The sequence below is a fragment of the Gemmatimonas phototrophica genome (assembly GCF_000695095.2).
GTDB classification, from domain to species: domain Bacteria; phylum Gemmatimonadota; class Gemmatimonadetes; order Gemmatimonadales; family Gemmatimonadaceae; genus Gemmatimonas; species Gemmatimonas phototrophica.
The window spans coordinates 4,524,893-4,546,548 of sequence record NZ_CP011454.1 but is presented as its reverse complement, the minus strand read 5'-3'; the positions used below and the strand labels follow the sequence as shown (position 1 = coordinate 4,546,548).

The 21,656-nt window shown below is 64.9% G+C and carries 22 protein-coding genes; 6 read left to right on the top strand and 16 right to left on the bottom strand.

Annotated features, from left to right (window positions below; genetic code table 11):
* Positions 1–221 precede the first annotated feature (221 nt).
* A complete protein-coding gene (aroF, locus tag GEMMAAP_RS19150; protein ID WP_026851007.1) occupies positions 222–1,265 on the top strand; it encodes a 3-deoxy-7-phosphoheptulonate synthase in 1,044 nt (347 codons plus the stop codon).
* Positions 1,266–1,637: 372 nt separating this feature from the next.
* Here aroF and GEMMAAP_RS19145 read toward each other — a convergent pair whose 3' ends face one another.
* The 7 genes from GEMMAAP_RS19145 to GEMMAAP_RS19115 all read right to left on the bottom strand — a co-directional run bounded on the left by GEMMAAP_RS19145 (position 1,638) and on the right by GEMMAAP_RS19115 (position 9,189).
* Positions 1,638–2,696: a Vgb family protein gene (locus tag GEMMAAP_RS19145; protein WP_053334620.1), complete on the bottom strand. Its 1,059-nt coding sequence runs from the start codon at positions 2,694–2,696 to the stop codon at positions 1,638–1,640.
* Complete coding sequence (locus GEMMAAP_RS19140; RefSeq protein WP_053334619.1) at positions 2,693–4,222, bottom strand: ATP-binding protein; 1,530 nt, start codon at positions 4,220–4,222, stop codon at positions 2,693–2,695. Before GEMMAAP_RS19140 ends, GEMMAAP_RS19145 begins: the two co-directional genes overlap by 4 nt.
* A gap of 7 nt (positions 4,223–4,229) precedes the next feature.
* Complete coding sequence (locus GEMMAAP_RS19135; RefSeq protein ID WP_026851005.1) at positions 4,230–4,910, bottom strand: response regulator; 681 nt, start codon at positions 4,908–4,910, stop codon at positions 4,230–4,232.
* The gene (locus GEMMAAP_RS19130; protein ID WP_053334618.1) at positions 4,891–6,054 is read right to left on the bottom strand and encodes a UvrB/UvrC motif-containing protein; all 1,164 of its coding nucleotides are present in this window, start codon (positions 6,052–6,054) and stop codon (positions 4,891–4,893) included. Before GEMMAAP_RS19130 ends, GEMMAAP_RS19135 begins: the two co-directional genes overlap by 20 nt.
* 534 nt (positions 6,055–6,588) lie before the next feature.
* A complete protein-coding gene (locus GEMMAAP_RS19125; RefSeq protein WP_075071576.1) occupies positions 6,589–8,151 on the bottom strand; it encodes a cryptochrome/photolyase family protein in 1,563 nt (520 codons plus the stop codon).
* A 77-nt stretch (positions 8,152–8,228) separates the two neighbouring features.
* Positions 8,229–8,660 carry a DUF6524 family protein gene (locus GEMMAAP_RS20705; RefSeq protein ID WP_053334616.1) on the bottom strand — a complete coding sequence of 144 codons (432 nt, stop codon included), beginning with the start codon at positions 8,658–8,660 and terminating at the stop codon, positions 8,229–8,231.
* On the bottom strand, positions 8,653–9,189 hold the full coding sequence (locus GEMMAAP_RS19115; RefSeq protein WP_043581781.1) for a hypothetical protein: 537 nt from the start codon (positions 9,187–9,189) through the stop codon (positions 8,653–8,655). The genes GEMMAAP_RS20705 and GEMMAAP_RS19115 overlap by 8 nt, the downstream gene beginning before the upstream one ends.
* 58 nt (positions 9,190–9,247) lie before the next feature.
* Between GEMMAAP_RS19115 and GEMMAAP_RS19110 the strand changes: the two genes are divergently transcribed.
* The gene (locus GEMMAAP_RS19110; RefSeq protein WP_238588161.1) at positions 9,248–9,883 is read left to right on the top strand and encodes a DUF4126 domain-containing protein; all 636 of its coding nucleotides are present in this window, start codon (positions 9,248–9,250) and stop codon (positions 9,881–9,883) included.
* 226 nt (positions 9,884–10,109) lie between these two features.
* Here the strand turns inward: GEMMAAP_RS19110 and GEMMAAP_RS19105 are convergent, their stop codons facing one another.
* The 4 genes from GEMMAAP_RS19105 to GEMMAAP_RS19090 are packed head-to-tail and all read right to left on the bottom strand — an operon-like array spanning position 10,110 to position 12,280.
* Positions 10,110–10,382 carry a zf-HC2 domain-containing protein gene (locus GEMMAAP_RS19105; RefSeq protein ID WP_026851001.1) on the bottom strand — a complete coding sequence of 91 codons (273 nt, stop codon included), beginning with the start codon at positions 10,380–10,382 and terminating at the stop codon, positions 10,110–10,112.
* Positions 10,379–11,008, bottom strand: a complete 630-nt coding sequence (locus GEMMAAP_RS19100) for an RNA polymerase sigma factor (RefSeq protein WP_026851000.1) — start codon at positions 11,006–11,008, stop codon at positions 10,379–10,381. Before GEMMAAP_RS19100 ends, GEMMAAP_RS19105 begins: the two co-directional genes overlap by 4 nt.
* Entirely contained in the window at positions 11,005–11,535 is a 531-nt protein-coding gene (locus GEMMAAP_RS19095; RefSeq protein WP_026850999.1) for a TlpA family protein disulfide reductase, read from the bottom strand. The genes GEMMAAP_RS19100 and GEMMAAP_RS19095 overlap by 4 nt, the downstream gene beginning before the upstream one ends.
* Positions 11,536–11,560: 25 nt before the next feature.
* The gene (locus GEMMAAP_RS19090) at positions 11,561–12,280 is read right to left on the bottom strand and encodes a cytochrome c biogenesis protein CcdA (protein WP_053334615.1); all 720 of its coding nucleotides are present in this window, start codon (positions 12,278–12,280) and stop codon (positions 11,561–11,563) included.
* Between the two features lie 150 nt (positions 12,281–12,430).
* Here GEMMAAP_RS19090 and GEMMAAP_RS19085 point away from each other — a divergent pair, with 150 nt between their 5' ends.
* Both GEMMAAP_RS19085 and GEMMAAP_RS19080 read left to right on the top strand, forming a co-directional pair.
* Positions 12,431–13,153, top strand: coding sequence for a cytochrome b/b6 domain-containing protein (locus tag GEMMAAP_RS19085; RefSeq protein WP_075071575.1), 723 nt, complete (start codon positions 12,431–12,433; stop codon positions 13,151–13,153).
* Between the two features lie 5 nt (positions 13,154–13,158).
* A complete protein-coding gene (locus GEMMAAP_RS19080; protein WP_158514936.1) occupies positions 13,159–13,935 on the top strand; it encodes a molybdopterin-dependent oxidoreductase in 777 nt (258 codons plus the stop codon).
* Between the two features lie 146 nt (positions 13,936–14,081).
* On the opposite strand, the gene GEMMAAP_RS19075 is transcribed toward GEMMAAP_RS19080, so the two are convergent.
* The 4 genes from GEMMAAP_RS19075 to GEMMAAP_RS19060 form a co-directional block, all read right to left on the bottom strand.
* On the bottom strand, positions 14,082–14,537 hold the full coding sequence (locus GEMMAAP_RS19075; protein ID WP_026850998.1) for a DUF2269 family protein: 456 nt from the start codon (positions 14,535–14,537) through the stop codon (positions 14,082–14,084).
* A gap of 24 nt (positions 14,538–14,561) precedes the next feature.
* Positions 14,562–15,518 carry a 3-keto-disaccharide hydrolase gene (locus GEMMAAP_RS19070; protein ID WP_043581780.1) on the bottom strand — a complete coding sequence of 319 codons (957 nt, stop codon included), beginning with the start codon at positions 15,516–15,518 and terminating at the stop codon, positions 14,562–14,564.
* Between the two features lie 74 nt (positions 15,519–15,592).
* Positions 15,593–16,153 carry a (2Fe-2S)-binding protein gene (locus tag GEMMAAP_RS19065; protein WP_082821505.1) on the bottom strand — a complete coding sequence of 187 codons (561 nt, stop codon included), beginning with the start codon at positions 16,151–16,153 and terminating at the stop codon, positions 15,593–15,595.
* Positions 16,150–18,429 (bottom strand): xanthine dehydrogenase family protein molybdopterin-binding subunit, encoded by a 2,280-nt coding sequence (locus GEMMAAP_RS19060; protein WP_026850996.1) that lies wholly within the window; start codon positions 18,427–18,429, stop codon positions 16,150–16,152. Before GEMMAAP_RS19060 ends, GEMMAAP_RS19065 begins: the two co-directional genes overlap by 4 nt.
* A 63-nt stretch (positions 18,430–18,492) precedes the next feature.
* On the opposite strand from GEMMAAP_RS19060, the gene GEMMAAP_RS19055 reads away from it, so the two are divergent.
* Positions 18,493–18,924, top strand: a complete 432-nt coding sequence (locus tag GEMMAAP_RS19055) for a fimbrillin family protein (RefSeq protein WP_026850995.1) — start codon at positions 18,493–18,495, stop codon at positions 18,922–18,924.
* Between the two features lie 291 nt (positions 18,925–19,215).
* On the opposite strand, the gene GEMMAAP_RS19050 is transcribed toward GEMMAAP_RS19055, so the two are convergent.
* Entirely contained in the window at positions 19,216–20,814 is a 1,599-nt protein-coding gene (locus GEMMAAP_RS19050) for a protein adenylyltransferase SelO (protein WP_026850994.1), read from the bottom strand.
* 45 nt (positions 20,815–20,859) lie between these two features.
* Between GEMMAAP_RS19050 and GEMMAAP_RS19045 the strand changes: the two genes are divergently transcribed.
* A complete protein-coding gene (locus tag GEMMAAP_RS19045) occupies positions 20,860–21,624 on the top strand; it encodes a copper resistance protein NlpE N-terminal domain-containing protein (protein WP_026850993.1) in 765 nt (254 codons plus the stop codon).
* Positions 21,625–21,656: the final 32 nt, after the last annotated feature.

The window sequence follows — 21,656 nt, the reverse complement described above, 5'->3', positions numbered from 1 at the left end:
CTGGCGTAGCCTCCGTGGTATGACGCGTCACTTCTTCGCCTGCCGATTTTATTACGTGCCGACCCGCATGGGCTCCGGCATGATTGGCATGCGCAGCTGACAGGCTGACGCTCCCGACCAACCGAGAGGCCCGTGCAACCGCACGGGCCTCGGTTGTTTCCGGGGGCTGGGCGGGGCGGGTTCCTCGGTGGCTCATTGACCACCACTCCTGAGGACCGCACATGATCATCGTCACTACCGCCGGCATCACCCCCGAAGCGCTCGACCGCATCATTGAACATGTGGAGGCGGCGGGGCTGCGCACCCACGTGTCCCGCGGCGAGCAACGCACCATTGTGGGGTGCATTGGCGACGAAGGGGCGCTCAGCGAACATGGGCTTACGCAGCTGGACGGCGTGGAACGCGTGATGCCCGTGCTCAAGCCCTACAAGATTGCGTCGCGCGAGTTCTCGGTGGGGAATACCGCCATTCGACTGGGCGACCCGGCCGACACGGTGATTGGCGGCCGCGATGTGGTGGTAATGGCGGGGCCGTGCAGCGTGGAAGGGCGCGAGATGATGTTCGATACCGCGCGGGCGGTGCAGCAGGCGGGCGCGCGACTGTTGCGCGGCGGGGCGTTCAAGCCGCGCTCGAGCCCGTACGCGTTTCAGGGGATGGGCGAAGACGGCCTCAAGATTCTCGCCGATGTGCGCGCGGAAACCGGCATGCCCATTGTGACGGAAGTGATGGACCCGCGGCAGGTGGAGCTGGTCGCGAGCTACGCCGACGTGATGCAGATTGGCGCGCGCAACATGCAGAACTTTCCGCTGCTGAGTGAAGTGGGAAAAGTGCAGCGCCCGGTGCTGCTCAAGCGCGGACTCAGCGGCACCATTACCGAGTTACTGATGGCCGCCGAGTATGTGCTGGCGCAGGGAAACGGCGATGTGATGTTGTGTGAGCGTGGTATTCGCACCTACGAAACCGCGACGCGTAACACGATGGACGTGGCGGCCATTCCCGTGCTCAAGCGCGAGACGCATTTGCCGGTGATTGTGGATCCCTCACACGCCGGCGGTCGTGCGCACTTGGTCACGCCACTGGCGCTCGCGGCCGTGGCGGCGGGTGCCGACGGCCTCATTGTAGAAGTGCACCCCGACCCCAAATGCGCCAAGAGCGACGGCGAGCAGAGTCTCGAATTCAGTGCATTCACGCAGTTGATGCAGCAGGTGCAGGCGGTGGCGCGGGCAATAGGACGAGAATGCACATGGCCGAGCGAGGTCAGCTGAGCGTTGCTATCTGCTATCTGACATCTGAGATCTGCGATTGCCGAGGCGGGACTTGGAGGTGAGAGCGTTGTGACTATCGAGGTGCGATGGATATCGAGGGTGAGACATCCGATAACCACGACGATGAGAGGTCCGAGTGCTGGCGTCTGCGCTGCCGTGCCCCACACAGGCATTGGGAAACAGCGGGGACGACCGCTGTTCCAGCGGCGTCCGTGGGGGGCACTCCCCATGCGGAGGAACTGCTCGGACCTCTCAACTCGCTGTCATCGGGCCTCTCACCCTCGATATCCATCGCACCTCGGGCATCGCAACGCTCTCACCGTCCAGATCTGAGATCGGCGATCGCAGATCTCAGTCACCAGAGGCCAGACGTCACCCAATTGGCTTCCTTCCCGGCGCGGGCACGGCCGCTCTCCCGATGGTCCCGCGGTCCGAGCCGAACCAGATGCTGCGTGTGGTCTTGTCGAACACCATGTGTCGCACGGTGTTGGGTACGGCGGGGCCGAGGTCGATCTGGGCGACAAAGCTGTTGCTGCGCGGATCAAAGGCGACGAGGCGATTGGGCTGGCGTCCGGTTTCCACGAGCCAGAGGCGGTCGGCGTCGTCGACGGTCATGGCGTAGGGCATGCTGGTGCCGCCACCGGGGAGAGGCCACTCTTTTACGGCGCCGCTCACCGGGTCGAGGCGACCCACGTAGCCGCGTGAGTAGTCGCCGTACCACACGGCGCCATCGGTGGTGAGCGCAATGCGACGGCCGCGGGCACGCTCATCGGGAAGCACATACTCGCGCACGCGCAGCGACGTGGGATCGATGGTGCCCAGCTTGTTGGTGCCGAAGAGATTGAACCAGGGGCGGCCACTCTTGTCGAGAACTATTCCATAAGGGCGCGAGCGCGGCGTGGGCATGGGAATGACTTTCACCGCGCCGCTCTGCTTGTCGAGAAAGCCCACCATGTTGCTGTTCTGCAGCGTGAACCACAGATCGCCCTTGGGCGTGAAGGTGATGGTGTGCGGATCTTTCGCCGCCGCTTCGGGCATGGGATAGCGCGTGATTTTGCCCGTCTTACCATCGATGCGCCCTATCATGCCGTTGCGATTGCCGGCGTACCACGCGTCACCCGTGGGGTCCACATTCACGGTGTGCGGATTGGTGCCGGGGTCAATCTCAAACCGTTCGAACTTCTTGGTTTTGGGATCGAAGCGTGCCACATAATTGCCTTCCTGTCCCACAAACCAGACGCGCCCTTGCGGGTCCACCGAAGGATCGCGTGGTCGGGTTGCGGCGCCCCATGGCACATCCCATTCGGTCAGCGCCACGGTATCGGCGGTGGCGGCACGTGCCTGCGCCGGCAGCACAGCCGGCAGCGCGGGGACACTCAGCGCAACAAGGGCAGCACCTGTGCGCGACCAGCGTGAAAGCGGCGGCATCATACAGCATCTCCGGAAACGGGAAGGAGCGGCAACGCGACATCAAACGTGGCACCCAGCGGTGCATCGAGCAACGTGATCTGTCCCTCGTGAGCGTGGGCAATGGCCTGCGCAATGGCGAGCCCGAGTCCGGCGCCGGTACCGGTCACACCGGAAGCACCAGTGGCCGAGCTGTGTGCCGCCCCGGGGCCACCGTTTCCGCTGCCCTGAACACCATGCACAAAACGCTCAAAGACCCGCTCCCGTTGGTCGGCCGGGATACCGGGTCCCTGATCGCCCACGGAGACATGCACGACGTTCCCCACCCGCTGTTGCTGCACCTGCACGGTACTTCCCGGGGGCGCATGCTTGAGCGCGTTGTCCAGCAGATTCAGCAGCAGCCGGCGCAGCAAGACGGCGTCGCCGCGCACGGTTGCCGTGGGCTGTTCCGCTGCCAGCAGCGTCACCTGCTGCGAATCGGCGAGGGTACGCACGCTGCGCACCGCATCCGTCACCAGGTCGGAGATGTTTACATCTTCGCGGCGTACGGCGTGACCGGCGGCATCCACACGGGCCAGGAGGAACAGGTCGTCCACAATGCGCGAAAGTCGAATGGACTCCTCGTGAATGACGCCAAGTGATTCACGATACTCCTGCGGCGACCGCTCGGCCCGCCGGAGCGTCACGTCGGCTTCGCCGCGAATGATGGCAATGGGTGTGCGCAACTCGTGCGACGCGTCGGCCACAAACTGCCGCTGGGTGCGAAACGCATCGTCCACGCGCCCCAGCAGGTCATTGATGATCTGCGCGAGACGGCCAAGCTCGTCGTGCGGATTCACCACCTTCAGTCGGCTGTCGAGATTCTGCGCGGTAATGGACGCCGTGCGACTCACAATGGCTTCCAGCGGCGCCAGACTACGCCGCGCCAGCAGAAATCCGGCTACGATCGACACCAGCAGGGCCATGGGAATGGCAAAGAAGATGGTCGTCCGCACCTGCCGAAGCAGCTGGAGGTCGTCCATATCCGGACGAATGGCGGTAATGAGCAACGCCGGTTCTTCTTCGTCATTTGCTTCCGGCTCAATGCGCAGCAGGGCGGCGCGTGCCGGGCCCGCTGGCAGTGTCACCGGACGTACCACCACCGCCGAGTCGGTCAGCCGACCCGCGTCGCGCGCGGCACGGACCTCGGCCATGAGAGTGCGCACCGCCGCGGGCAAGACAACATCCGACTGCGCGGCCATGAGTTGCTCGGCCTCGTCGGTAATGATGATGTCGAGGTCGCCCACGCGCAGTTCGCGCAGGACGGCTTGCTCATGTTCACCGCGCACCGATTCCACTTCACCACGTGCGGCCGCGGCGCGCCGCTCGGCGAGAATGGCTCCCGCAACAGCCCGTGCCGATTCACGGACCACCGTGGCGGCCCGCTGCTGCACCACGCGCTCGAACGTGAACCACCCCGCCGCCGCGAAGGTGACGAGTATGAGCGCCACCACACTCGCGTTCCAGAGCGTGAAGCGCAGCAGGATGGACATGCGCACCGGGGTCGTCATGCGCGTCTCAGACCGGAGGCGTGTCGGTGAGGATATACCCGGCGCCGCGGCGTGTGTGCAGCAACGGCGTGAACGGCTCGCGATCGATTTTGCCACGCAGCCGGTTCACATACACCTCTACGGCGTTGCTGAACGGATCGTGATTGTCGTCCCAGACATGCGCGACAATGTCCGCCCGCGACACCACGTGCCCAGCGTGTCGCGCCAGCAACTCCAGCAGTGCGTATTCCTTGGCGGTGAGCGTGAGGGCCACGCCGCTGCGGTGCACGCTGTGCGCCTGCATATCGATTTCGAGGTCGGCCACCTGCACGCGCATGGGCTGTACCGCTTCCGGCCGACGCAACAGGGCGCGGAGTCGAGCCAGCAGTTCACCAAAATCGAATGGCTTGACGAGATAATCGTCGGCGCCTGCATCGAGCCCGGCAATGCGGTCGGCCACGGTGTCGCGGGCGGTGAGCATGAGTACGGGCGTATGAATGCGTCGCTCGCGCAACCGCTGCACCACCTGCAGTCCATCGAGCCCGGGGAGCATGACATCCAGCACAATGGCGTCGTAGCTGTTCACCGCCGCCTGCGTGATGGCCTCGTGGCCATTCTCCACGGTGTCCACGGCGTACGACTCTTCGCGCAGCCCACGCGCGATGAGTGCCTGCAGCCGCGGATCATCTTCAACGACGAGTATGCGCATGGCGGGTCCGTTTCTTTTCTTCGGCGCGCCGGCGGAACCAGCTGGCCACGAGATAGAACTCGTCGAGGTCGTGCGTGGGAATGTCGGCGCCGGTGGGATCGGTGCCGTCGTAAATGCGCGTCACCAGCGCTTCGAACGCTTCCTGCTCCTCAGCGGTGCGCGGCGCCCGTACTTCAGCGCGCACGGTGCCGCGTCGAATGAGATATACCCATTCGGCGTCGGCGTGTCCCACCGCGTGATAGCGGAAGGTGAGCCGGTCCACGTTGGCGTGAAAGTGCTGCACGCGCTCATGCAGCCAGCGCACGAGGGCCAACCGATCGCGCAGAATGCCGGCCTTTTCAAAGGCGAGCTCGGCGGCCGCCTGCTGCATGGCCTGCTCGAGCTGCTGTACCGGCCCGTCGCTGCGCCCGTCCAGAAATTCGCGCAGGGTGAGCGCAGCGGTGCGGTACGCTGCCGACTGTCCCTGGCCAATGCAGGGGCCGGCGCAGGTGCCGAGGTCGTGGCGCAAGCAGCCGGGGGCACGCGAACGGGGCACAGCTTTGGGTCGGGTGGCGGGATCGTCGCTGAACCAGAGCGCGCTGCCGCGCTGACTGCCACTGCCGCGCACGGTATCCTCGAGCGTGCAGTCGCGAAGGCCAGTGGCTTCGGCGAGCGCACGCACGGCCTCACGCAAATGGGCCACGCGACGGAAGGGACCAAAGAGCGCCACGGCGCCGGGGTCGTCGGAGCGGGCCACCACACGCAGCCCGGGCACGGTGCCGCCGGTGAGCGCTACGTAGGCTCGCGGCCACTCGTCCATGACCATCATGGTGTTGAAGTGGGGCCGGTACTGCTTGATGAGCCGCAGTTCGCGCAGCAGCGCTCCAAACTCGGTGTTGGTGTACTCCCACTCGATCTGGAACGCGTGCCGCAAAATGCGCGCGGCTTTGTTGCGGCGTCCGGTGGCCCGGAAGTAACTGAGCAGTCTGGTGCGCAATACGCGCGACTGCCCCACATAAATCACGGTGCCGGTGGGGCCAAGCATGCGGTACACCCCGGGCCTGTTCTCCACCCCGGCCCGCACGAGCGCGCGCAACTGCTTGCGATGCGCAGGCGTGGTTTGCGGCGGCTTCGTATGTAACCGGGGTGCGGGCTCCAAACTCATGCGTCAAATGTACCCGCGGGTTGGGCTCGGCGGTTTAACACGCCCTGTCTGCCCCGCTCACCTCGTTCGCTGCTCTCTTCGGCGGTGGACGCGGTGTTGGGGCTGTGAACACGCCCGCTCTGCCCCGCTCACCTCGTTCGCTGCTCTCTTCGGCGGTGGCCGTGCGCTGGCGCGCCGGCGTCACCGCCTCAGGGATCCGCTCACGAGGCGGCGGGGCCGCCCGGGCTGCATCGCGTGTGGGCGCGCACTGTAACTGCGGGTAACTGCGCTCAACTGCGGGTAACTGCGCTCAACTGCGGGTAACTGCGCCTAGGTGCACGCTCTTACGCGCTCCTACAAGCGCGGGTGAAGCCCGACGCGGAGTACTGCGCGCGGCAATCCCCGCACCGTTGCAGCCTCCGGCGGCCCCGCCTCAGCGCAAGCGAGTCCGTGAGGGGGTGACGCCGGCGCGCAGCGCTCGGCCACCCCCGAACAGACTCGCGGCGGGGAGGCGGGAGCCAGCCGGGGGCGTCTCGCGCGCACCCAAAACACGATCTAGCCGTCGTACGACAGCGACTCGCGGAACTGTTGGGCCTGGGTACGGATCTGAACCAGTTCGTCGGCGTCCATGCCGTCGAGATGTTTGGTCATCATGCGCATGCGCGGGTGTTTGGCGAAGCGCTCACGATGGCGGTCCATGAAATCCCAGTACAGAAAGTTCATGGGACAGGCATCGGGCCCCGTGCGCTGCTTGACGTTGTAGCGACAGCCGCCGCAGTAGTTGCTCATGCGGTTCACATACGCACCACTGGCTACGTAGGGCTTGCTGGCCAGCGCACCACCGTCGCCCCAGGTGCCCATACCGGCCACGTTGGGGAGCTCCACCCATTCGTAGGCGTCGGTAAAGCCGGCCCAGAACCAGCGCGACAACGCGGCCGGCTGCACGCCGAGCATGGTGGCAAAGTTGCACTGCACCATGAGACGGCCAATGTGGTGCGTGCGCCCGTAGTCGCGCACCTGGCGAATGGTGTCCGACAAGCAGCGCATCTCACAGGCGCCGCCGGTGGTGCCGTTGTACGCCTCGCCATCGGGGGCCCAGAACCACTGCGGCAGCGGCAGGGGCGCGTTGAGCGCGTTGGCGGTGCGCAGCCCAGGCATGAGGTGCCAGTACATGCCGCGAATGTATTCGCGCCAGCCGAGTATTTGTCGAATGAAGCCTTCGGCGGAGGCGATGGGCACGTGCCCCTCGCGGTACGCACGTTCGGCGCGCTTCACCACTTCGAGCGGGTGCAGCAGCCCCACGTTGATGAGCGACGACAGCGACGAATGCAGCAAGTCGGGCGCGCCGTGTACCAGCGCGTCTTCGTACGGGCCAAACTCGGGCAATCGTTCGACGATGAACCGTTCCAGCCACGCCTTGGCGTCGGCGCGTGAGACGGGCAGTGCGAAGGTGTCTACCGTGCCCCAACGGTTCGACCAGCCACGTACGCGTTCCATCTGTTCGCGTGTGATGGCGTCGGGCTCGGTGCGCCAGAGTGGTGGCACCTCCCGTCCCTTGGGCCACGGCTTGCGGTTGTCGGCGTCGAAGTTCCAGTCGCCGCCGCTGGGCGTGCCGTCGGGCTCCATGAGAATGTTGTGCTTGCGCCGCATCTCACGGTAGAACCACTCCATGCGATGTTCCTTGCGCCCGCGCGCCCAGGTGGCGAACTCCTCGCGCGTCGCCAGAAAGCCGCGGTCTTCGCGCAATACGAGCGACACCCCCAGCGCGTCGAGTTGCGTGCGTGCGCGCTCGAGCTCGTCCACCATATCCTGCTCGCGCCCTTCGGTGGCCACCACGCGCGTGGCGCCAAACTCCTGCGCCAGCGTGGCCAGCCCCTCGGCATAGGTGGGCGCCTTGCGAAGCACCACGCGGTGGCCGGCCTTCTCCAGCGACGCCGCAAAGTGGCGCATGGCGGAGAGAATGAGCACCAGCTTCTGCCGGTGCCACGGCAGCGAGGCGCCCTTGGCGACCGACTCGAGGAGCACCACGACCACATCTTCGCGTGGCTCACGCGGGATATTGGCCACCGCGCGAGAACATTCCCAGGGCGCTACAAACGCCAGTGTCGTTGCTGTCACGCTGGCGAAACGGGTGGGCGAGCGGCGCGGTTCCTGTGCACGCGCCGCTCGTCGTGCTACTCCCGTGACCGACTGGGTCAGTCGGTGGGGTCGATGTCTACCTGTCCACTCAGCTTGCGGGACAGGTGCGACCAGTTCATCCCCACGGCGAGCAACAGCGCCGTGCACACCAGCACCACGTAGCTGATGCCCCGCGCGGACCCGGCGCTCACGACGCCAAAGTCGATGAGCAACCAGACCAGCCCTCCGGACATCGCGAGCACGAGCAAGGCGCCCCCGAGTCCAATGGAACGACGGGTGGCGTTGAGGAAGATGGCCCACCCCCCCAGCAGCGCGAGCCCCAACAGGAACTTGAGCGAGGCCGGTCCGGCGGTGGGTTCTCCGCTACGCAGCGGCGCGACAGCCCAGTGGAAATACGACCAGCGCTCGGGGTTGTAGGTCGCGAACACGAGCACGAGCGCGGCAACTGTGCGCGCCGCGATGCCGCCAAATCCTGGGCCATTAGCCATGCGAGGGAGAGCTGGAGGAACGGGTGAGCCGACGGGAGAGTGCGGCGAGACACCACAGGGTGGTGAGGAGCACCAACAGGAACTTGAGCGTTGCCGCCCCGCCAGCAAGCGCAGCGCCGGAGCTGGAGGCGCCGGTTTCCAGCATGCGCCAGAGCAGCCAGTTCTCGAGCGCGTCCAGCGGCATGCAGGCCAGCACCGCAACACCGAGCAGGTGGCCGACACGATCAAACGCCGTTCCCGGGGTACTGAACCCTGGGCGACGCAGCAGGCGTACGGTATGCCAGAAGAACCACGGGTAGACGAGCAGGAAGCCCACATCTACACCAAGACTGACCCGCGCCTGTTCGGTGACGCCGGCACTCCGCCAGATGTCGAGGATCCCGCGGGCACGTTCGACGGTAAAGGCGAGTTCGTAGGCGACAATCCCCCCCGGCGTCACCGCCGCCAGCGGGGCATCAAGGCCTCGCAACTGCAGCAGGAGAATCAGTGACAGGGTGGCCACAAAGAGCCAGGAAAGGGCGCGCGACATACTCACAGGGTAGCGCCCGGCGTTCGCATGCGGAACGGGAAGGCGCTATCTCTGTGGCATGGAGCTGTTCCCTGTGACTGCCGAGGCCCTCTTGGGCATTGCTGTGGGCTTCGGGCTGGCCGCCGCGGCGGGTTTCCGCGTGTTCGTCCCGTTGCTGGCCGCCGCGATTGCTGCCAAGACGGGGGTGCTGACGCTTTCCCCAGGATTCAGCTGGCTGGCCACCACCCCGGCGCTCGCGGCGCTGGGCACGGCCACGGTGCTGGAAGTGGGCGCCTATTCTGTACCGTGGCTCGACCAGCTGCTGGATATCATCGCCACGCCGGCGGCCATGCTGGCCGGCATGCTGGCCGCGGCGAGCGTGGTGGTGGATTTGCCGCCCGTGCTCAAGTGGGGCGCGGTCTTGCTGGCCGGTGGCGCGGCCGGCGTCACGCAGGGGGCCACGGTGTTCACCCGCTTCAAGAGCACCACGCTCACCGGTGGCGTAGGCAACCCGGTGGTGAGTACGGCAGAACTGGTTGCCGCCGTGGCAACGAGTGCCTTGGCGATATTCGTGCCCGTGCTCACACTGGTCGCGGTACTGCTGCTCTTCGTCTTCTTCACGCGTCGAGTGCACGGCATCTTCTTTGGCCGCCGCGCCGCGCGAGTGGCCGGCGTTGCCGCGGGCGGGCCGCCGAAAGTGCCACGTGGGCCGTGAACGGATGTACGCGACTGCCACCGGTGATTGATCGAGTTGGTCTGAACCGATTACACGAAGGCAACCGAGGCAGCCAAGGCATCCAAGAACTTGACAGAGATTGCGGTACGCTCTGAAGCATGCATAGGAGCACTGCTCCCTCGGATGCCTTTGATGTCTTGGATGCCTTCGTGCTATCGGTTCATACCAAGCCAGCCAACACACCTGCCTAAGCGGCCGCAAAGCCTCACGCCGCCCGGAACCCCTCGGCTTTGAGCGTCTGCAGTACCTGCTCACGCAGCGAACCGGCTTCTTGTGGCTGCTGCAGCGACGTATTCACCGCCCCCAGGAACGCCTGCGCGAACGAAAAGTGCTCGGCGCAGTGCACGCAGTCGCGCAGATGCGCCTCCACCTCGGCGTACGGCATGCTCTCGAGTTCTTCATCGAGATAATCCCAGAGCCGACGCACAGTGGTGTCGCAGTCGATGGCACGAATGGGCGTACCGGATGATGTATTCATGAGGACTGATCCTGACGCGAAATGGATGGCACCCGCGCAACGCCAGCGTCGCGCGCAAACTCCAGTAAAGCCTCCTGCAACAACCGACGGGCTCTGAACAGACGGGACCGTACCGTACCAACCGGAATCTCCAGCACGGCGGCGGCTTCGTCGTACGCGTATCCGTCCACATCGACCAGCTGCACCACAGCCCGGTAGTTCGGTTCCAACTGGGACACCGCCTCCCGAATGGCGGGACCCAGGTCAATGCTGGTCACAAAGCGGTCAATCCCGCTGCGCTGCGCGGCCACGTGGCCCATGACCGCACCCATCGTTTCGAGTTCCGCATCATCGCCCTCCGCGGTGAGTACCATGCGCTGCTGACGCTGTGAGATGCGCAGCCACGCATGGTGACAAATGCTGAACAGCCAGCGCTTCACATCGCCACCAGGCTGAAACGTAGCATAGCCGCGGTACGCCAGCAGGAATGTTTCCTGGGTGAGATCATCCGCTTCCGACGCGTTGCGCGTAAGCGACTGCGCAAAGCGAGCCACATGCGGTAGACACGCCAGCGCTTCCCGCTCGAACGCGGCGTCACGTTCAGGCGAGCCAGGCACCAACCCGTCAGAGAAGCTGTCTGCGGTCATGAATTGGGCAGCGCTCTGCGAATGGCGGCATCCACGTCCTGCTCGGCACCAACACCAGTGTACACCACCGCACCCTTGGCATCGAGAACGACGATGAATGAGGTATGCGGAACCTGATACGCCTTGCTCACCTTGTTGTCCTGATCAAACAGAAACATGCCCTTGAGTCCCTTCTGCTGCACATACGCCTTCTGACGCTCGGCCGACTGATTCTCGGGGACGCCCACATGAATGAACGAAATGCGGTTGCCATACTTGGCCTTGGCCGCTTCCATGGCCGGCTCCAGCTTGCGACAGAGCGGGCACCAGGTGGCCCAAAACTCCATGACGACCGGTTGCTTGCCCACCACCCCGGCAAAGTCGAACGACGTATTGTCCAACGTGGGGACCGTCATGGCGGTCGGCGCCATGGACCCCACGGCAATGCCACCAACCTGCGCCTGCACCTGTTGTACGCCGACCACGGGGAGCGCGAGGGCCACGGCAACGGCAGCGGCGGTGTGCTTCAGTGTTCGAGAGAACGACATAAGTATCTCCTGAATGATGGCAGTATTAGAACCAGACCTGTCCGGCCTGGAGCAGGTAGTACTCAGCGGCGCCGAGCATCACGACAGCAAAGAACGTTTTCACCCGAACCATCCAAAGACCGGCGCGCGGCAGTTTGGAGAGATTGCCGGCGGTCAGACCAACAGCGACCAGCAGCGCCGACATGCCGAGCGAGAAGACGAACAGATAGGAGAAGCCGCGCCACGCGCTGTGGGTGGCCGCCACCCAGGTGAGCAGGGTGGCCATGACCGGCGCACCACAGGGAGCGGCCACGAGACCCGAGGCGGCGCCCATGCCCAACGCGCCCAGCACACGACCGCCGGTGTTCATTCCCGCCGCACGCGCCATGAGTGCCTGCGGTACCGGCACGGGAATGACATCGAACATCATGAGCGCGAAGAGCAGCAGCAGATTGGCCATGCCCAACAACATCCATTTGTTGGTGCTGATGCTGCCGAAGATTTCGCCGCTCAATCCGGCAATAAGGCCCAGCATGGCGTAGGCCAGCGCCAGCCCGGTCACATATGCGCCGGTCATGAGCCACGCCGGGGCGCTGGAGCGTGCACCAGACGGCGCTGTTTGCTGCCCACCCACGACGGCTGCCGTAATGGGAATCATGGGGTAGATGCAGGGCGTCAAACTGGTGAGCAATCCACCGGCAAAGACTACCGGATACGCCAGCAGCGGATTGGACTTGAGCAGCTCGGCGACATCAGGTAGCGGCATGGAGACCCGGCGGAGATCGTGGATGGCAGCGTGACACACAGCGGTGTATGCAACGCTTGCCCCACCTAGACAGCATGTCGTCAAAGAGTTCCCGATGACCCGAGATTGACACTCGGGAACTCATGCACGGGTTCGTGTCTACGTGGCGGCATGACCACTCCCTCCGCTTCTCCCCGCCACCACCCCATCGCCCGCGCGACGCATTGGATCAGTGCCATCGCAGTCACGGTGATGGCCATGTCCGGGTTGCGCATCTTCAATGCCTTCCCCGCCTTCTCACCCAAGGGCGCCGGTGCGTGGCCCTGGTGGCCCTTCGAGGGCATGCGTGCGCCTGCCTGGGCCACCTTTGGTGGTTGGCTGGGCGGCGCACGCCACTGGCACTTTGCCATGATGTGGGTGCTGGTGATCAACGCATTGGTGTACCTGGTGCACCTGTATCACCGCGGGCGCTGGCGCACGATTGTGCCGCGGGTGAACACCTGGCGTGATGCCATCGAGATGGCGCGCTTCTATCTGTTCGTGCGCAAGGATCACCCCATTCAGGGCAAGCACAACGCGCTGCAGCAGTACGCCTACACCACCATGCTGGCCTGCGGAGCGCTGCTCGTCGTCTCCGGCCTCGCCATCTGGAAGCCGGTCACGCTGGGATGGATCACGCGACTGTTGGGTGGCTATGCCTACGCGCGCTGGTGGCACTTCAGTGCCATGCTGCTGCTCGCCCTGCTGGTACTGGTGCATGTGATCATGGTGTTCACCGTCGATCCCTACGCCATACGCGCCATGACCACCGGCAAGTACGACGACGAGCATTGGTCTCCCGAAGCGCGCAACGCGCGCCCGTTGTTCAACCTCTGGCCGCGGAAGGATCAATGAACCGGATGGTGAAGCGTATCCTTACCCAACGGGTAGAGCAGGCGGCCGAGCAGTTGCGGGAGAGCGGCGCGTTGGACCGTCGTGGGTTTATGCGGCTGATGTCGCTTGGCGTGGTGGCGCCGCTGGTGACTGCCTGCGGTTTGCCGGGGAGCGAGGGCGCGCAACGTTTGCTCAAGAGTGCGGAAAAGAACAACGAACGGCTGGAGCGTTGGCTGCTAAAAACGGCCAACGCGTCAGACCGCGTGCCGCGCGGTGTGCCCATTGCCGGCAACGCTTTTCCGTCGTACTTCGTGTCGCGCCAGATGCCGGTGTGGGACGCTGCCACCATGGGCAACTGGACGCTCACCGTGGATGGTGCCGTGCAAGCGCCGCGCACCTTTACGTGGGATGAGGTGCGCCGGCTGTCCACGCGCAGTCATACGGTGCAGCACTACTGCGTAGAGGGGTGGAACGCTGCCGCGCAGTTTCAGGGCATTCCCTTCACACAACTGGCGCGGTTGGTAAAGCCCACGGCCGACGCGGGCTTTGTCGACTTCTCGTCATTCGACAGTGGTTACCACGAGAGCTGGGATGTGGAGAGCACGATGCATCCACAAACGCTGGTCGTGGTGGCCAAGGATGGTCAGGCGCTGTCGCCAGCGTACGGTGCGCCGGCGCGTGTGCATTCCCCCATCAAGTTGGGGTACAAGAATACCAAGTATCTCACGCGCATCACCTTCATGTCGGCGCCCAATGGCGGCTACTGGAGCAGCAAGGGATACGAGTGGTTTGGCGGCACGTGATGGCTGGCTTGGGTTGAAAAGCTCTCACAGAGGCAGCCAAGAAAGACAAAGGCCACAGAGCCTACTCCTCAGTGCTCGCCGAGTAGGCTTTGTGACCTCCATATCCTCTGTGACCTCTGTGAGAGTTGTTCAACCCCACCAAAGGTCTACACCGGCTTCGCCACCATACACCACACACTGAACACCAGCGGCACCGTAGCCAGCCACCCCACCACATTCCAGCGAGTGTAGGCCCCGACGAGCTCGGCGTCGGAATGCACAGCACGGTCGTAGCGTACCATGCGCCGCTGCGCCGGCACCAGCACCACCAGCCACATCACGGTACTCAGCGTGAGGGCGAGTATCGCCCAGCGAATCCACGTGGTCTCCCAGAGCGGCAGGCCGCGGCGTAGCGCCAGCACAATGCCCGTCGTGGAAAGCAGCGCGCCGCCCCCCACGGTGAACCACCAGTCGGTGATCACGATGGCGCGAGCGGCGCGCTGAAAATCATGCGTGTGCCGGGCACGAAAAAAGATCGCGCTCCAGATGCCGGTGACAATCACATTCCCCACGAACAGGATGGCGCCGAGTATGTGCGCCGTCTTGAGCAGGGAATCGATCATCACCGACGACACCGGTCCAAACGATTACGGCGCCTTGGCCGGCGTAATGCGAATGTTGCGATACTCCACGGCGGTGTGGTCGCCCTGCAGATAGATGGGGCCCGGCGCGCCTTCATCGCTGTCGAGTGCCCCACCGGTGATCCCGGGGATGGTCTGGTCGGCAATGATGGTCTTGCCGTTCAGCACCACCGTAACGCGACGACCAATGAGCGTGATGTCGAACGTCTGCCAGACGCCGGCGCCCTTGTGCGCCTGCTCGTTGGGCACCAAAAAGCCGTATACGCCACCCAGATGCGTGGAGAGCGGCTCGCCCAGCGGGCTGTCTTCGACCTGCACTTCGTGGCGCCCACGCAGATAGACGCCGCTGTTGCCACCCTTGGGGACACGGAATTCGAGGTGCAGCTTGAAGTCGCTGAACTTCTGCTTGGTGGCGAGGTTGGCACCCGACTTCACGTTGGTGAGCAGACCGTTGATCACCTTCCACTGACTCTCGCCACCGGGGAGCGGCTCCCACTCGCTCATGCTGGTGCCGGCAAAGAGCGCGATGGGCGCGCCCCACACCGGCGCCGCAGCGCGACGCATGGTGGGCGCGCGCTTGCCCGTGAAGCTGTGCTTCTCGCCTTTGGGCGTGGTGATGGTACCCGTGAGCGCATCGTTGGTCAGCGTGCCCGTGAACTGCATGTCGCTCTGCTCAATTTCCCACTGCGGTGGAATGGCAAAGCTCACGGTGCCGTTGGCATAGGTGACCTTGGCAATGGGGCGGGCACTGCCGCCGCCGCCCACAAACTTGCCCACCAGCGTCCTGTGACCGGAGAGATACACCTCCATCCACGACGGATAGCTGCGATCGGTGCCCTGCACCGTGAGATCCCAGCGGCCAATGATGGGCGCACCGGCCTGCGCCGACACGGTGGTGGCAGAGACGAGCGCCGGAACCAGTGCGAGCAGGGAGCGGCGCAGCAGCTGAGTTGCGATAGACATGCGCGGAGCGGTGGGGGATGAGGTGGGGAACATCTGCAATCTACCAAGTGGTACACGGTGCCGGGCAGACGGGACTAATTGGCTCCGGCAGCGCGGGCCGCGTTCAGCTGCGCGGCGGCCGCCCGGATGGCGGCCTTGATGCGCGGATACGTGCCGCACCGACAGATGTTCCCATCCATCGCTGTTGCGACCTCGTCGTCGGTAGGCGATGTGTTGCTCGCCAGCAACGCGGCGGCACTCATGAGCTGTCCCGACTGACAGTAGCCACACTGCGGCACATCCACCGAGGTCCAGGCGCCACGCAGCGCGTCCACGACGGCGCCGTTGATCCCTTCAATGGTCGTGACGCTTTTGCCCATCACCGCCGACAGCGGCGTCACGCACGAGCGCACCGGTTCGCCGTTCACATGCACGGTGCAGGCGCCGCACAGCGCCATGCCGCAGCCAAAGCGTGTGCCCGGCATGCCCAGACTCTGCCGCAGTACCCAGAGCAGGGGCGTGTCGGTACTGTCGGTTACTTCCACCACGGTACCGTTCACCTCGAGCGTGGGCAGATCACCATCGGCGGGGGTGGTGCCGCGCTGCACTCGGTTGGGCTGACTGGGGAGCACGCCCCCCGGTTGTGATGCACTCATGCCAGTGCCTCCGCGCGCAGCGGCAAGGTGCGCAGGCGTGTGCCGGTAAGGGCAAACAGGGCGTTGGCTACTGTGGGTGCTACCACGGGCACCCCGGGCTCGCCCAGTCCCGAGGGCGGACGTGTGCTGGGCACAAAATGCGTTTCAATCACCGGGCACTCGCTGAAGCGCAGTGGTCGATACTCGTGAAAGTTGCCGGGGCGAATGCGGCCGTTGTCCACCAGCACTTCGCCGTACAGCGCGGCCGACAATCCGTACACCACCGCGCTCTCGATCTGCTGCCGCGCGCCCAACGGATTCACCACCAGGCCGGCGTCCACGGCGCACACCACCCGCTCCACCGCAATGGTGCCTGCATCGTTGAGTGAGACCTCCGCCACCATCCCCACCACCGACCCGAAGCTCCAGTGCAGCGCTACACCACGCGCGCGCGTTCGCCCGTTGGGGAGTGGCTCCAACGGTGTGTACCAGCTGCTCTGCGTGGCCAGCAGGTCCAGCACCGCGCGTGCGCGGGGATGCTTCTGCAGCAGCAGCTGTCGGTAGCGCAGCGGATCCACCTTGGCTTCGTACGCCAGCTCGTCCACAAAACTTTCCATGGCGAAGCCTTTGAACGAGTGCCCCACACTGCGCCACGACCCCACCGGCACCGGCAACTCCACATCGGCGTTCGACACACGCATGGCCGGAAACTCATACGGCTGATCGAAGGTGCCTTCGACGGTACTCTTGTCGGGGCCATCCGTCACGAGACTGACCCCCAGTCGAGCGCCAAGCGCGCGGAAGGGAGCTTGGCCAGCGGAGTGCACCACCACGCTCGTGACTTCATTGGCGGCGTTGAGCCCCGCGCGCATGCGCGATACGCCGGCCGGTCGATAGAAGTCGTGACGCATATCGTCTTCACGACTCCAGATGGTTTGCACCGGCACACCGGGCAACGCGTTCGCAATGGCCGCCGCCTGCGCCACGTAGTCGGCTTCAAGCCGGCGCCCAAAGCCACCACCCAGCGGCGTTTGGTGCACGGTGACGAGATCGTCGGGGACGTCAACGGCCATGGCCACGGCCGCGCGCGCAAACCCCGGGACCTGCGTGCCCACCCACAACTCCGCACCCGATACATTCACGCGCACCGTCGCGTTCATGGGCTCCATGGTGGCGTGCGCGAGATACGGCGACTCGTATGTGCGCTCCAGCGTGCGCGCAGAAGCCGCCAACACCTTTTCGGCATCGCCATCACTGCGAAACGGTATGCCGTCATTGCCCGCCGCCGCAGTGCGCAGCGTCTGCATGATGCCGTTGGTGGAGAGCGTGGCGTGCGGACTGACACTCCACTGCGCGTTCAGTGCCGGTAGCGCCTGCCTGGCCTGCCACCACTTATCCGCCACAATGGCCAGTCCTGGTGGATCACCAAATCGACTGCCCGTGAGCTCCACCACCGCACGCACGCCGGGCTTTTTCAGCGCCGCCGCGCGGTCAAACCGCGTGACCGTGCTTTCCAGTGTGGGCGGCATAAGCACGGCCGCGTACAGCAGGCCATCCAGCGATACATCCATGCTGAAGCGCGGCACGCCGGTAATGATGGCGTCGGTATCGAGACGCGAGCGGTCTTTGCCAATGATGACAAAGCGATCGGGCGTCTTGAGCGTCACGTTGGAGACGCGCTGCTGTGCGGCCTCGCGCACCAGCGCGCCATAGCGGTACTCCCGCCCACCAGCAATCACCATGCCCCGTTCGGTGGTGCACGATGATGGTTCAACGCGGGCCCGTGCGGCCGCGGCGGCTACCAGTGCGGCGCGGGCGGTGGCGCCGGCTTCGCGGGCCACCTCCCACACATCGCGCACACTGGAGGACCCGCCGGTGAGCATCACCCCCACCTCTCGCATGGCCTTGGCGGTGAACCAACGCACGCCGCGCACGCCGGGGTGATCTTCGAGGTCCTCATGAAAGGGGAGCCCGTGCACCACGGCCGCCACGTTGTTGTAGATCTTGTCGATCCCGCTGTACACCACGTCCACCTGCGCCCAGTCGCAGTCCAGCTCCTCGGCCACGAGCATGGCCAGGGCCGTATGAATGCCCTGACCCATCTCCGCCTTGGGGGAGATGATGGTGACCCGGTCGTTGGGGTGGATGGCCAGCCAGCCGTTGAGGGGCACGCTGCCGGGGTCAACGTCCAGTCGCAGGGAGGGGTGCAGCCGCTGGCGCGGAGCGCGGAGCGACCAGCCCACAAAAAGGGCACCAGTGGCCCCCAGCCCTGCCAAGAGGAAGGTCCGACGTCTCATATTTCCAAGATGCCACGCCGAGACAGGCGGCGGCAGCACCCTCTTCTCCTCCCCCGCTCCGTCATGGTCTCCGTGCGCCTCGCCCCCGTTGCCTCCGCCGCCGTCTCCCTGGTTGCTACCCTGCTCCTGGCCGGATGTGCGCAGGACGCTGAGTCCAAGGTGGCCGAAGCGGCGGCCAAGGTGGCCCGCGCTACCCGAACCCTGGGGCCCGACGACGTGCAGATGGTGAGTCTCGACCGGACCGTCGCCATTGAGGTGGTGTCGGACTCCGTACACGTCTTCATGGCCAACAGCACGATCAGTGTGCCGGTGACCTACGTGGAAAATGTGAAGTACGCCGAAGGCCGACTGCGCTTTGATATCAAAGGCTTCGGCATGAAGATGTTCGAGGTCGGCGACGGCCGGGACGGCGCGGTGTTTACGCAGGTCGACGCACTGCAGTTTGTGCAGGCGGTGGTGTCGCGGCAGAATAGGCTTGAGTCTGCGGCCCGCTGAGCCGTTGAACTGAGCACTGAAAACTTGAACTGAGTACTGACAACTCCAACTGAAAACTGACAACTCCTGAGCCGCCAAGAAGTTCTCAGTTCTCAGTACAAGTTTTCAGTCGTCAGTTGGAGTTTTCAGTTTTCAGTTATTCCACGGACAACTCCGACTGATTACTGACAACTCCGACTGAGAACTGACAACTCCAACTGAAAACTGACAACTCCTGAGCTGCCAAGAAGTTCTCAGTTCTCAGTACAAGTTTTCAGTCGTCAGTTGGAGTTTTCAGTTTTCAGTTTCTCCTCACGAACTACAACTCAGCATCGAGCACCCGGCCTTGTGCCGCGCCCACTCCGGGCGCCGCCCGGCAAACTCGGCATACTCCGGCTGCTCGGTATACGGATCCCGCAGCACCGTGAGCAGCGTACGCACCAGCGACGGATCACCGGCGGTGGCGGCATCGATGGCCTGCTGCGCCACGTAATTGCGCAGCACGAACCACGGGTTCACGGCGTGCATGGCGGCGCGGCGCGCTTCGAAGCCTCGGCCGTGCTGCAGCACCTGCACATGCCAGCGGAGCAGCCACGCGCGTAGCGCGTCGGCGTGCGTGTCGCGCTTGGCGTTGTCGTAGAACACATCGCCCAGCAGCCAGAGCATATCGTGCTCGGGGAGCGCATCGGGAATGTCCCCCAACGCCCTGAAAAAGCGCGTGTAATCCACCTCGGCGTCGTAGAGCAGCTTGAAGCATTCACGAATGAGCTGCTGCTCGGCGTCGCCGCGCTGCACGAAGCCGAACTTAGCGGCGTTCATGGCTTCGTATTCGGCAATGTAAACCTGCGAAAACCTGTCGAGCCCTGCTTGCAGATCGGCTTCGTTGGCAAAGAGCGGCGCAATGGCGTCGGCCAGTCGCGTGAGATTCCACTGCGCAATGGCGGGCTGCTGCCCAAAGCGATACCGACGCCCCTGCGCGTCGGTGGTGTTGGGGGTCCAGTGCGGGTCGAAATTATCGAGCCAGCCGTACGGGCCGTAGTCGATGGTGAGCCCGAGAATGGACATGTTGTCGGTGTTCATCACGCCGTGTACAAAGCCCACGCGCATCCAGTGCACAATCATCTGCGCGGTACGCTCACACACCTCGGCGTACCACGCGGCGCGACGTGCCGTCACGTCGGCGTGGGCATCAACCAAGTGCGCGAAGTCGCGCGATATGGTGAAGTCCACGAGGCGCTCGAGATTGGCGATATCGTTGCGCGCCGTAAAAATCTCGAAGTTGCCGAAGCGGATGAAGCTGGGCGCTACGCGACAGACAATGGCGCCGGGCTCGGGGGCGGCGTTGCCGTTGTAGAACATGTCGCGCACCACCATGTCGCCGGTGCTCACCAAACTGAGCGCGCGCGTGGTGGGCACCCCCAGGTGGTGCATGGCTTCACTGCACAGAAACTCGCGGATACTCGAGCGCAGCACGGCGCGGCCGTCGGCGGTGCGGGAGTACGGCGTGGGGCCGGCGCCCTTGAGCTGTAGCTCCCACCGTTCCCCCTCCGCATTCACCACTTCGCCCAGCGTCATGGCACGGCCGTCGCCCAGCTGACCGGCCCAGTTGCCAAACTGGTGGCCGCCGTAGCAGGCGGCGTAGGGGTGCATGCCCGGCAGTAGCGCGTTGCCACCAAACACGTTGGCAAAGGCGGGCGACTGCACAAAGGCCTCGGTGAACCCTACCTGCGAGGCCACGTCGGCGGCGTGGGCCAGCAGCTGTGGATTGGCCACGGGGGTGGGCTGCACGGCACTCCAGGCGGCGCGCAGCACTTGTCTTCGGGTATTCGAGGATTCACCATCCCCGGGAAGCTCGGCGACGAAGCGGTTGTCGAAGGTGACATCCGGTGCTTCGTTCTGGGCAATGAACATGGTCACATCGTGAAACATAGATCCCCGTCCAACAGGTCGACCCCCATGAGCTTTGTTGAGTATGCAGGGCGGCGCGCCGGTGCGGCGCTGATGGTCTCCGCGTCGCTGGCCGTGCTGGCGGCGTGCGGTGGCAACAAGGATGCGGCCGACGGCAAGTCGGGCCCGCTCAAGGACAGTGTCGTGACCATTCCGTCGGTCCCCACCATTACGGTGGCGGCGTTCGCCCCCAATTCGTACACCGGAACGCTCCCCTGCGCCGACTGCGGTGGCATTGCCACCACGGTGGCGCTCTTCTCGGACACCACGTATCGCCTGCGCGAAGTGTACGAGGGCAAGGGCGGCGCCCCGGCGGTGAGCATGGGGCGCTGGAAGCAGGACGGGGGCGCCATTGTGCTGGAGGGGCTGGGACGCACGGTGCGCTTTGCCGCTGCGGGGAGCGATACGCTGCGACTGCTGAACCAGAGCGGCAAGCCCATTGATTCGGCCCAGAACCATGCCCTGGTGCGTGACGCCAGTGTGAACGCGCTGCGCGAGCCGTCCACGTTTACCGGCGCCTTCATGTACATGGCCGACGCCCCCACCTTCCGCGAGTGCGCGTCGGGGCAGACGTACCCGGTGCTCATGAAGGGAGGCTACAAGGCGCTCGAAAAGGCTTTCACGTCGGCCAAGCTGCCGCCCGGCAGCGCCCAGCAGGTGGAGGTGCAGGCGCGCTTCCTGGCTCGCCCGGATGATATGGAAGGGGCCCGCGAGCGTGATGTGCTGGAGGTGGTGAAGTACATCGGCCCGGCTGCCAATCCCGACTGCAAGTAACGGAGGGAGTGGCGATGTTTTTCAAGTGGAAA

Excerpts from the sequence above, each read along its gene's own strand:
- GEMMAAP_RS19090 (WP_053334615.1), bottom strand. The coding sequence starts at position 12,280 with ATGCCGCTACCTGATGTCGCCGAGCTGCTCAAGTCCAATCCGCTGCTG.
- GEMMAAP_RS19100 (WP_026851000.1), bottom strand. The coding sequence starts at position 11,008 with ATGACCGCAGACAGCTTCTCTGACGGGTTGGTGCCTGGCTCGCCTGAA.
- GEMMAAP_RS19075 (WP_026850998.1), bottom strand. The coding sequence starts at position 14,537 with ATGATCGATTCCCTGCTCAAGACGGCGCACATACTCGGCGCCATCCTG.
- GEMMAAP_RS19115 (WP_043581781.1), bottom strand. The coding sequence starts at position 9,189 with ATGTCGCGCGCCCTTTCCTGGCTCTTTGTGGCCACCCTGTCACTGATT.
- aroF (WP_026851007.1), top strand. The coding sequence starts at position 222 with ATGATCATCGTCACTACCGCCGGCATCACCCCCGAAGCGCTCGACCGC.
- GEMMAAP_RS19130 (WP_053334618.1), bottom strand. The coding sequence starts at position 6,054 with ATGAGTTTGGAGCCCGCACCCCGGTTACATACGAAGCCGCCGCAAACC.
- GEMMAAP_RS19065 (WP_082821505.1), bottom strand. The coding sequence starts at position 16,153 with ATGAGTGCATCACAACCGGGGGGCGTGCTCCCCAGTCAGCCCAACCGA.
- GEMMAAP_RS19080 (WP_158514936.1), top strand. The coding sequence starts at position 13,159 with ATGGTGAAGCGTATCCTTACCCAACGGGTAGAGCAGGCGGCCGAGCAG.
- GEMMAAP_RS19095 (WP_026850999.1), bottom strand. The coding sequence starts at position 11,535 with ATGTCGTTCTCTCGAACACTGAAGCACACCGCCGCTGCCGTTGCCGTG.
- GEMMAAP_RS19070 (WP_043581780.1), bottom strand. The coding sequence starts at position 15,518 with ATGTCTATCGCAACTCAGCTGCTGCGCCGCTCCCTGCTCGCACTGGTT.
- GEMMAAP_RS19060 (WP_026850996.1), bottom strand. The coding sequence starts at position 18,429 with ATGAGACGTCGGACCTTCCTCTTGGCAGGGCTGGGGGCCACTGGTGCC.
- GEMMAAP_RS19105 (WP_026851001.1), bottom strand. The coding sequence starts at position 10,382 with ATGAATACATCATCCGGTACGCCCATTCGTGCCATCGACTGCGACACC.
- GEMMAAP_RS20705 (WP_053334616.1), bottom strand. The coding sequence starts at position 8,660 with ATGGCTAATGGCCCAGGATTTGGCGGCATCGCGGCGCGCACAGTTGCC.
- GEMMAAP_RS19135 (WP_026851005.1), bottom strand. The coding sequence starts at position 4,910 with ATGCGCATACTCGTCGTTGAAGATGATCCGCGGCTGCAGGCACTCATC.
- GEMMAAP_RS19045 (WP_026850993.1), top strand. The coding sequence starts at position 20,860 with ATGAGCTTTGTTGAGTATGCAGGGCGGCGCGCCGGTGCGGCGCTGATG.
- GEMMAAP_RS19055 (WP_026850995.1), top strand. The coding sequence starts at position 18,493 with ATGGTCTCCGTGCGCCTCGCCCCCGTTGCCTCCGCCGCCGTCTCCCTG.
- GEMMAAP_RS19110 (WP_238588161.1), top strand. The coding sequence starts at position 9,248 with ATGGAGCTGTTCCCTGTGACTGCCGAGGCCCTCTTGGGCATTGCTGTG.
- GEMMAAP_RS19050 (WP_026850994.1), bottom strand. The coding sequence starts at position 20,814 with ATGTTCATTGCCCAGAACGAAGCACCGGATGTCACCTTCGACAACCGC.
- GEMMAAP_RS19145 (WP_053334620.1), bottom strand. The coding sequence starts at position 2,696 with ATGATGCCGCCGCTTTCACGCTGGTCGCGCACAGGTGCTGCCCTTGTT.
- GEMMAAP_RS19085 (WP_075071575.1), top strand. The coding sequence starts at position 12,431 with ATGACCACTCCCTCCGCTTCTCCCCGCCACCACCCCATCGCCCGCGCG.
- GEMMAAP_RS19140 (WP_053334619.1), bottom strand. The coding sequence starts at position 4,222 with ATGACGACCCCGGTGCGCATGTCCATCCTGCTGCGCTTCACGCTCTGG.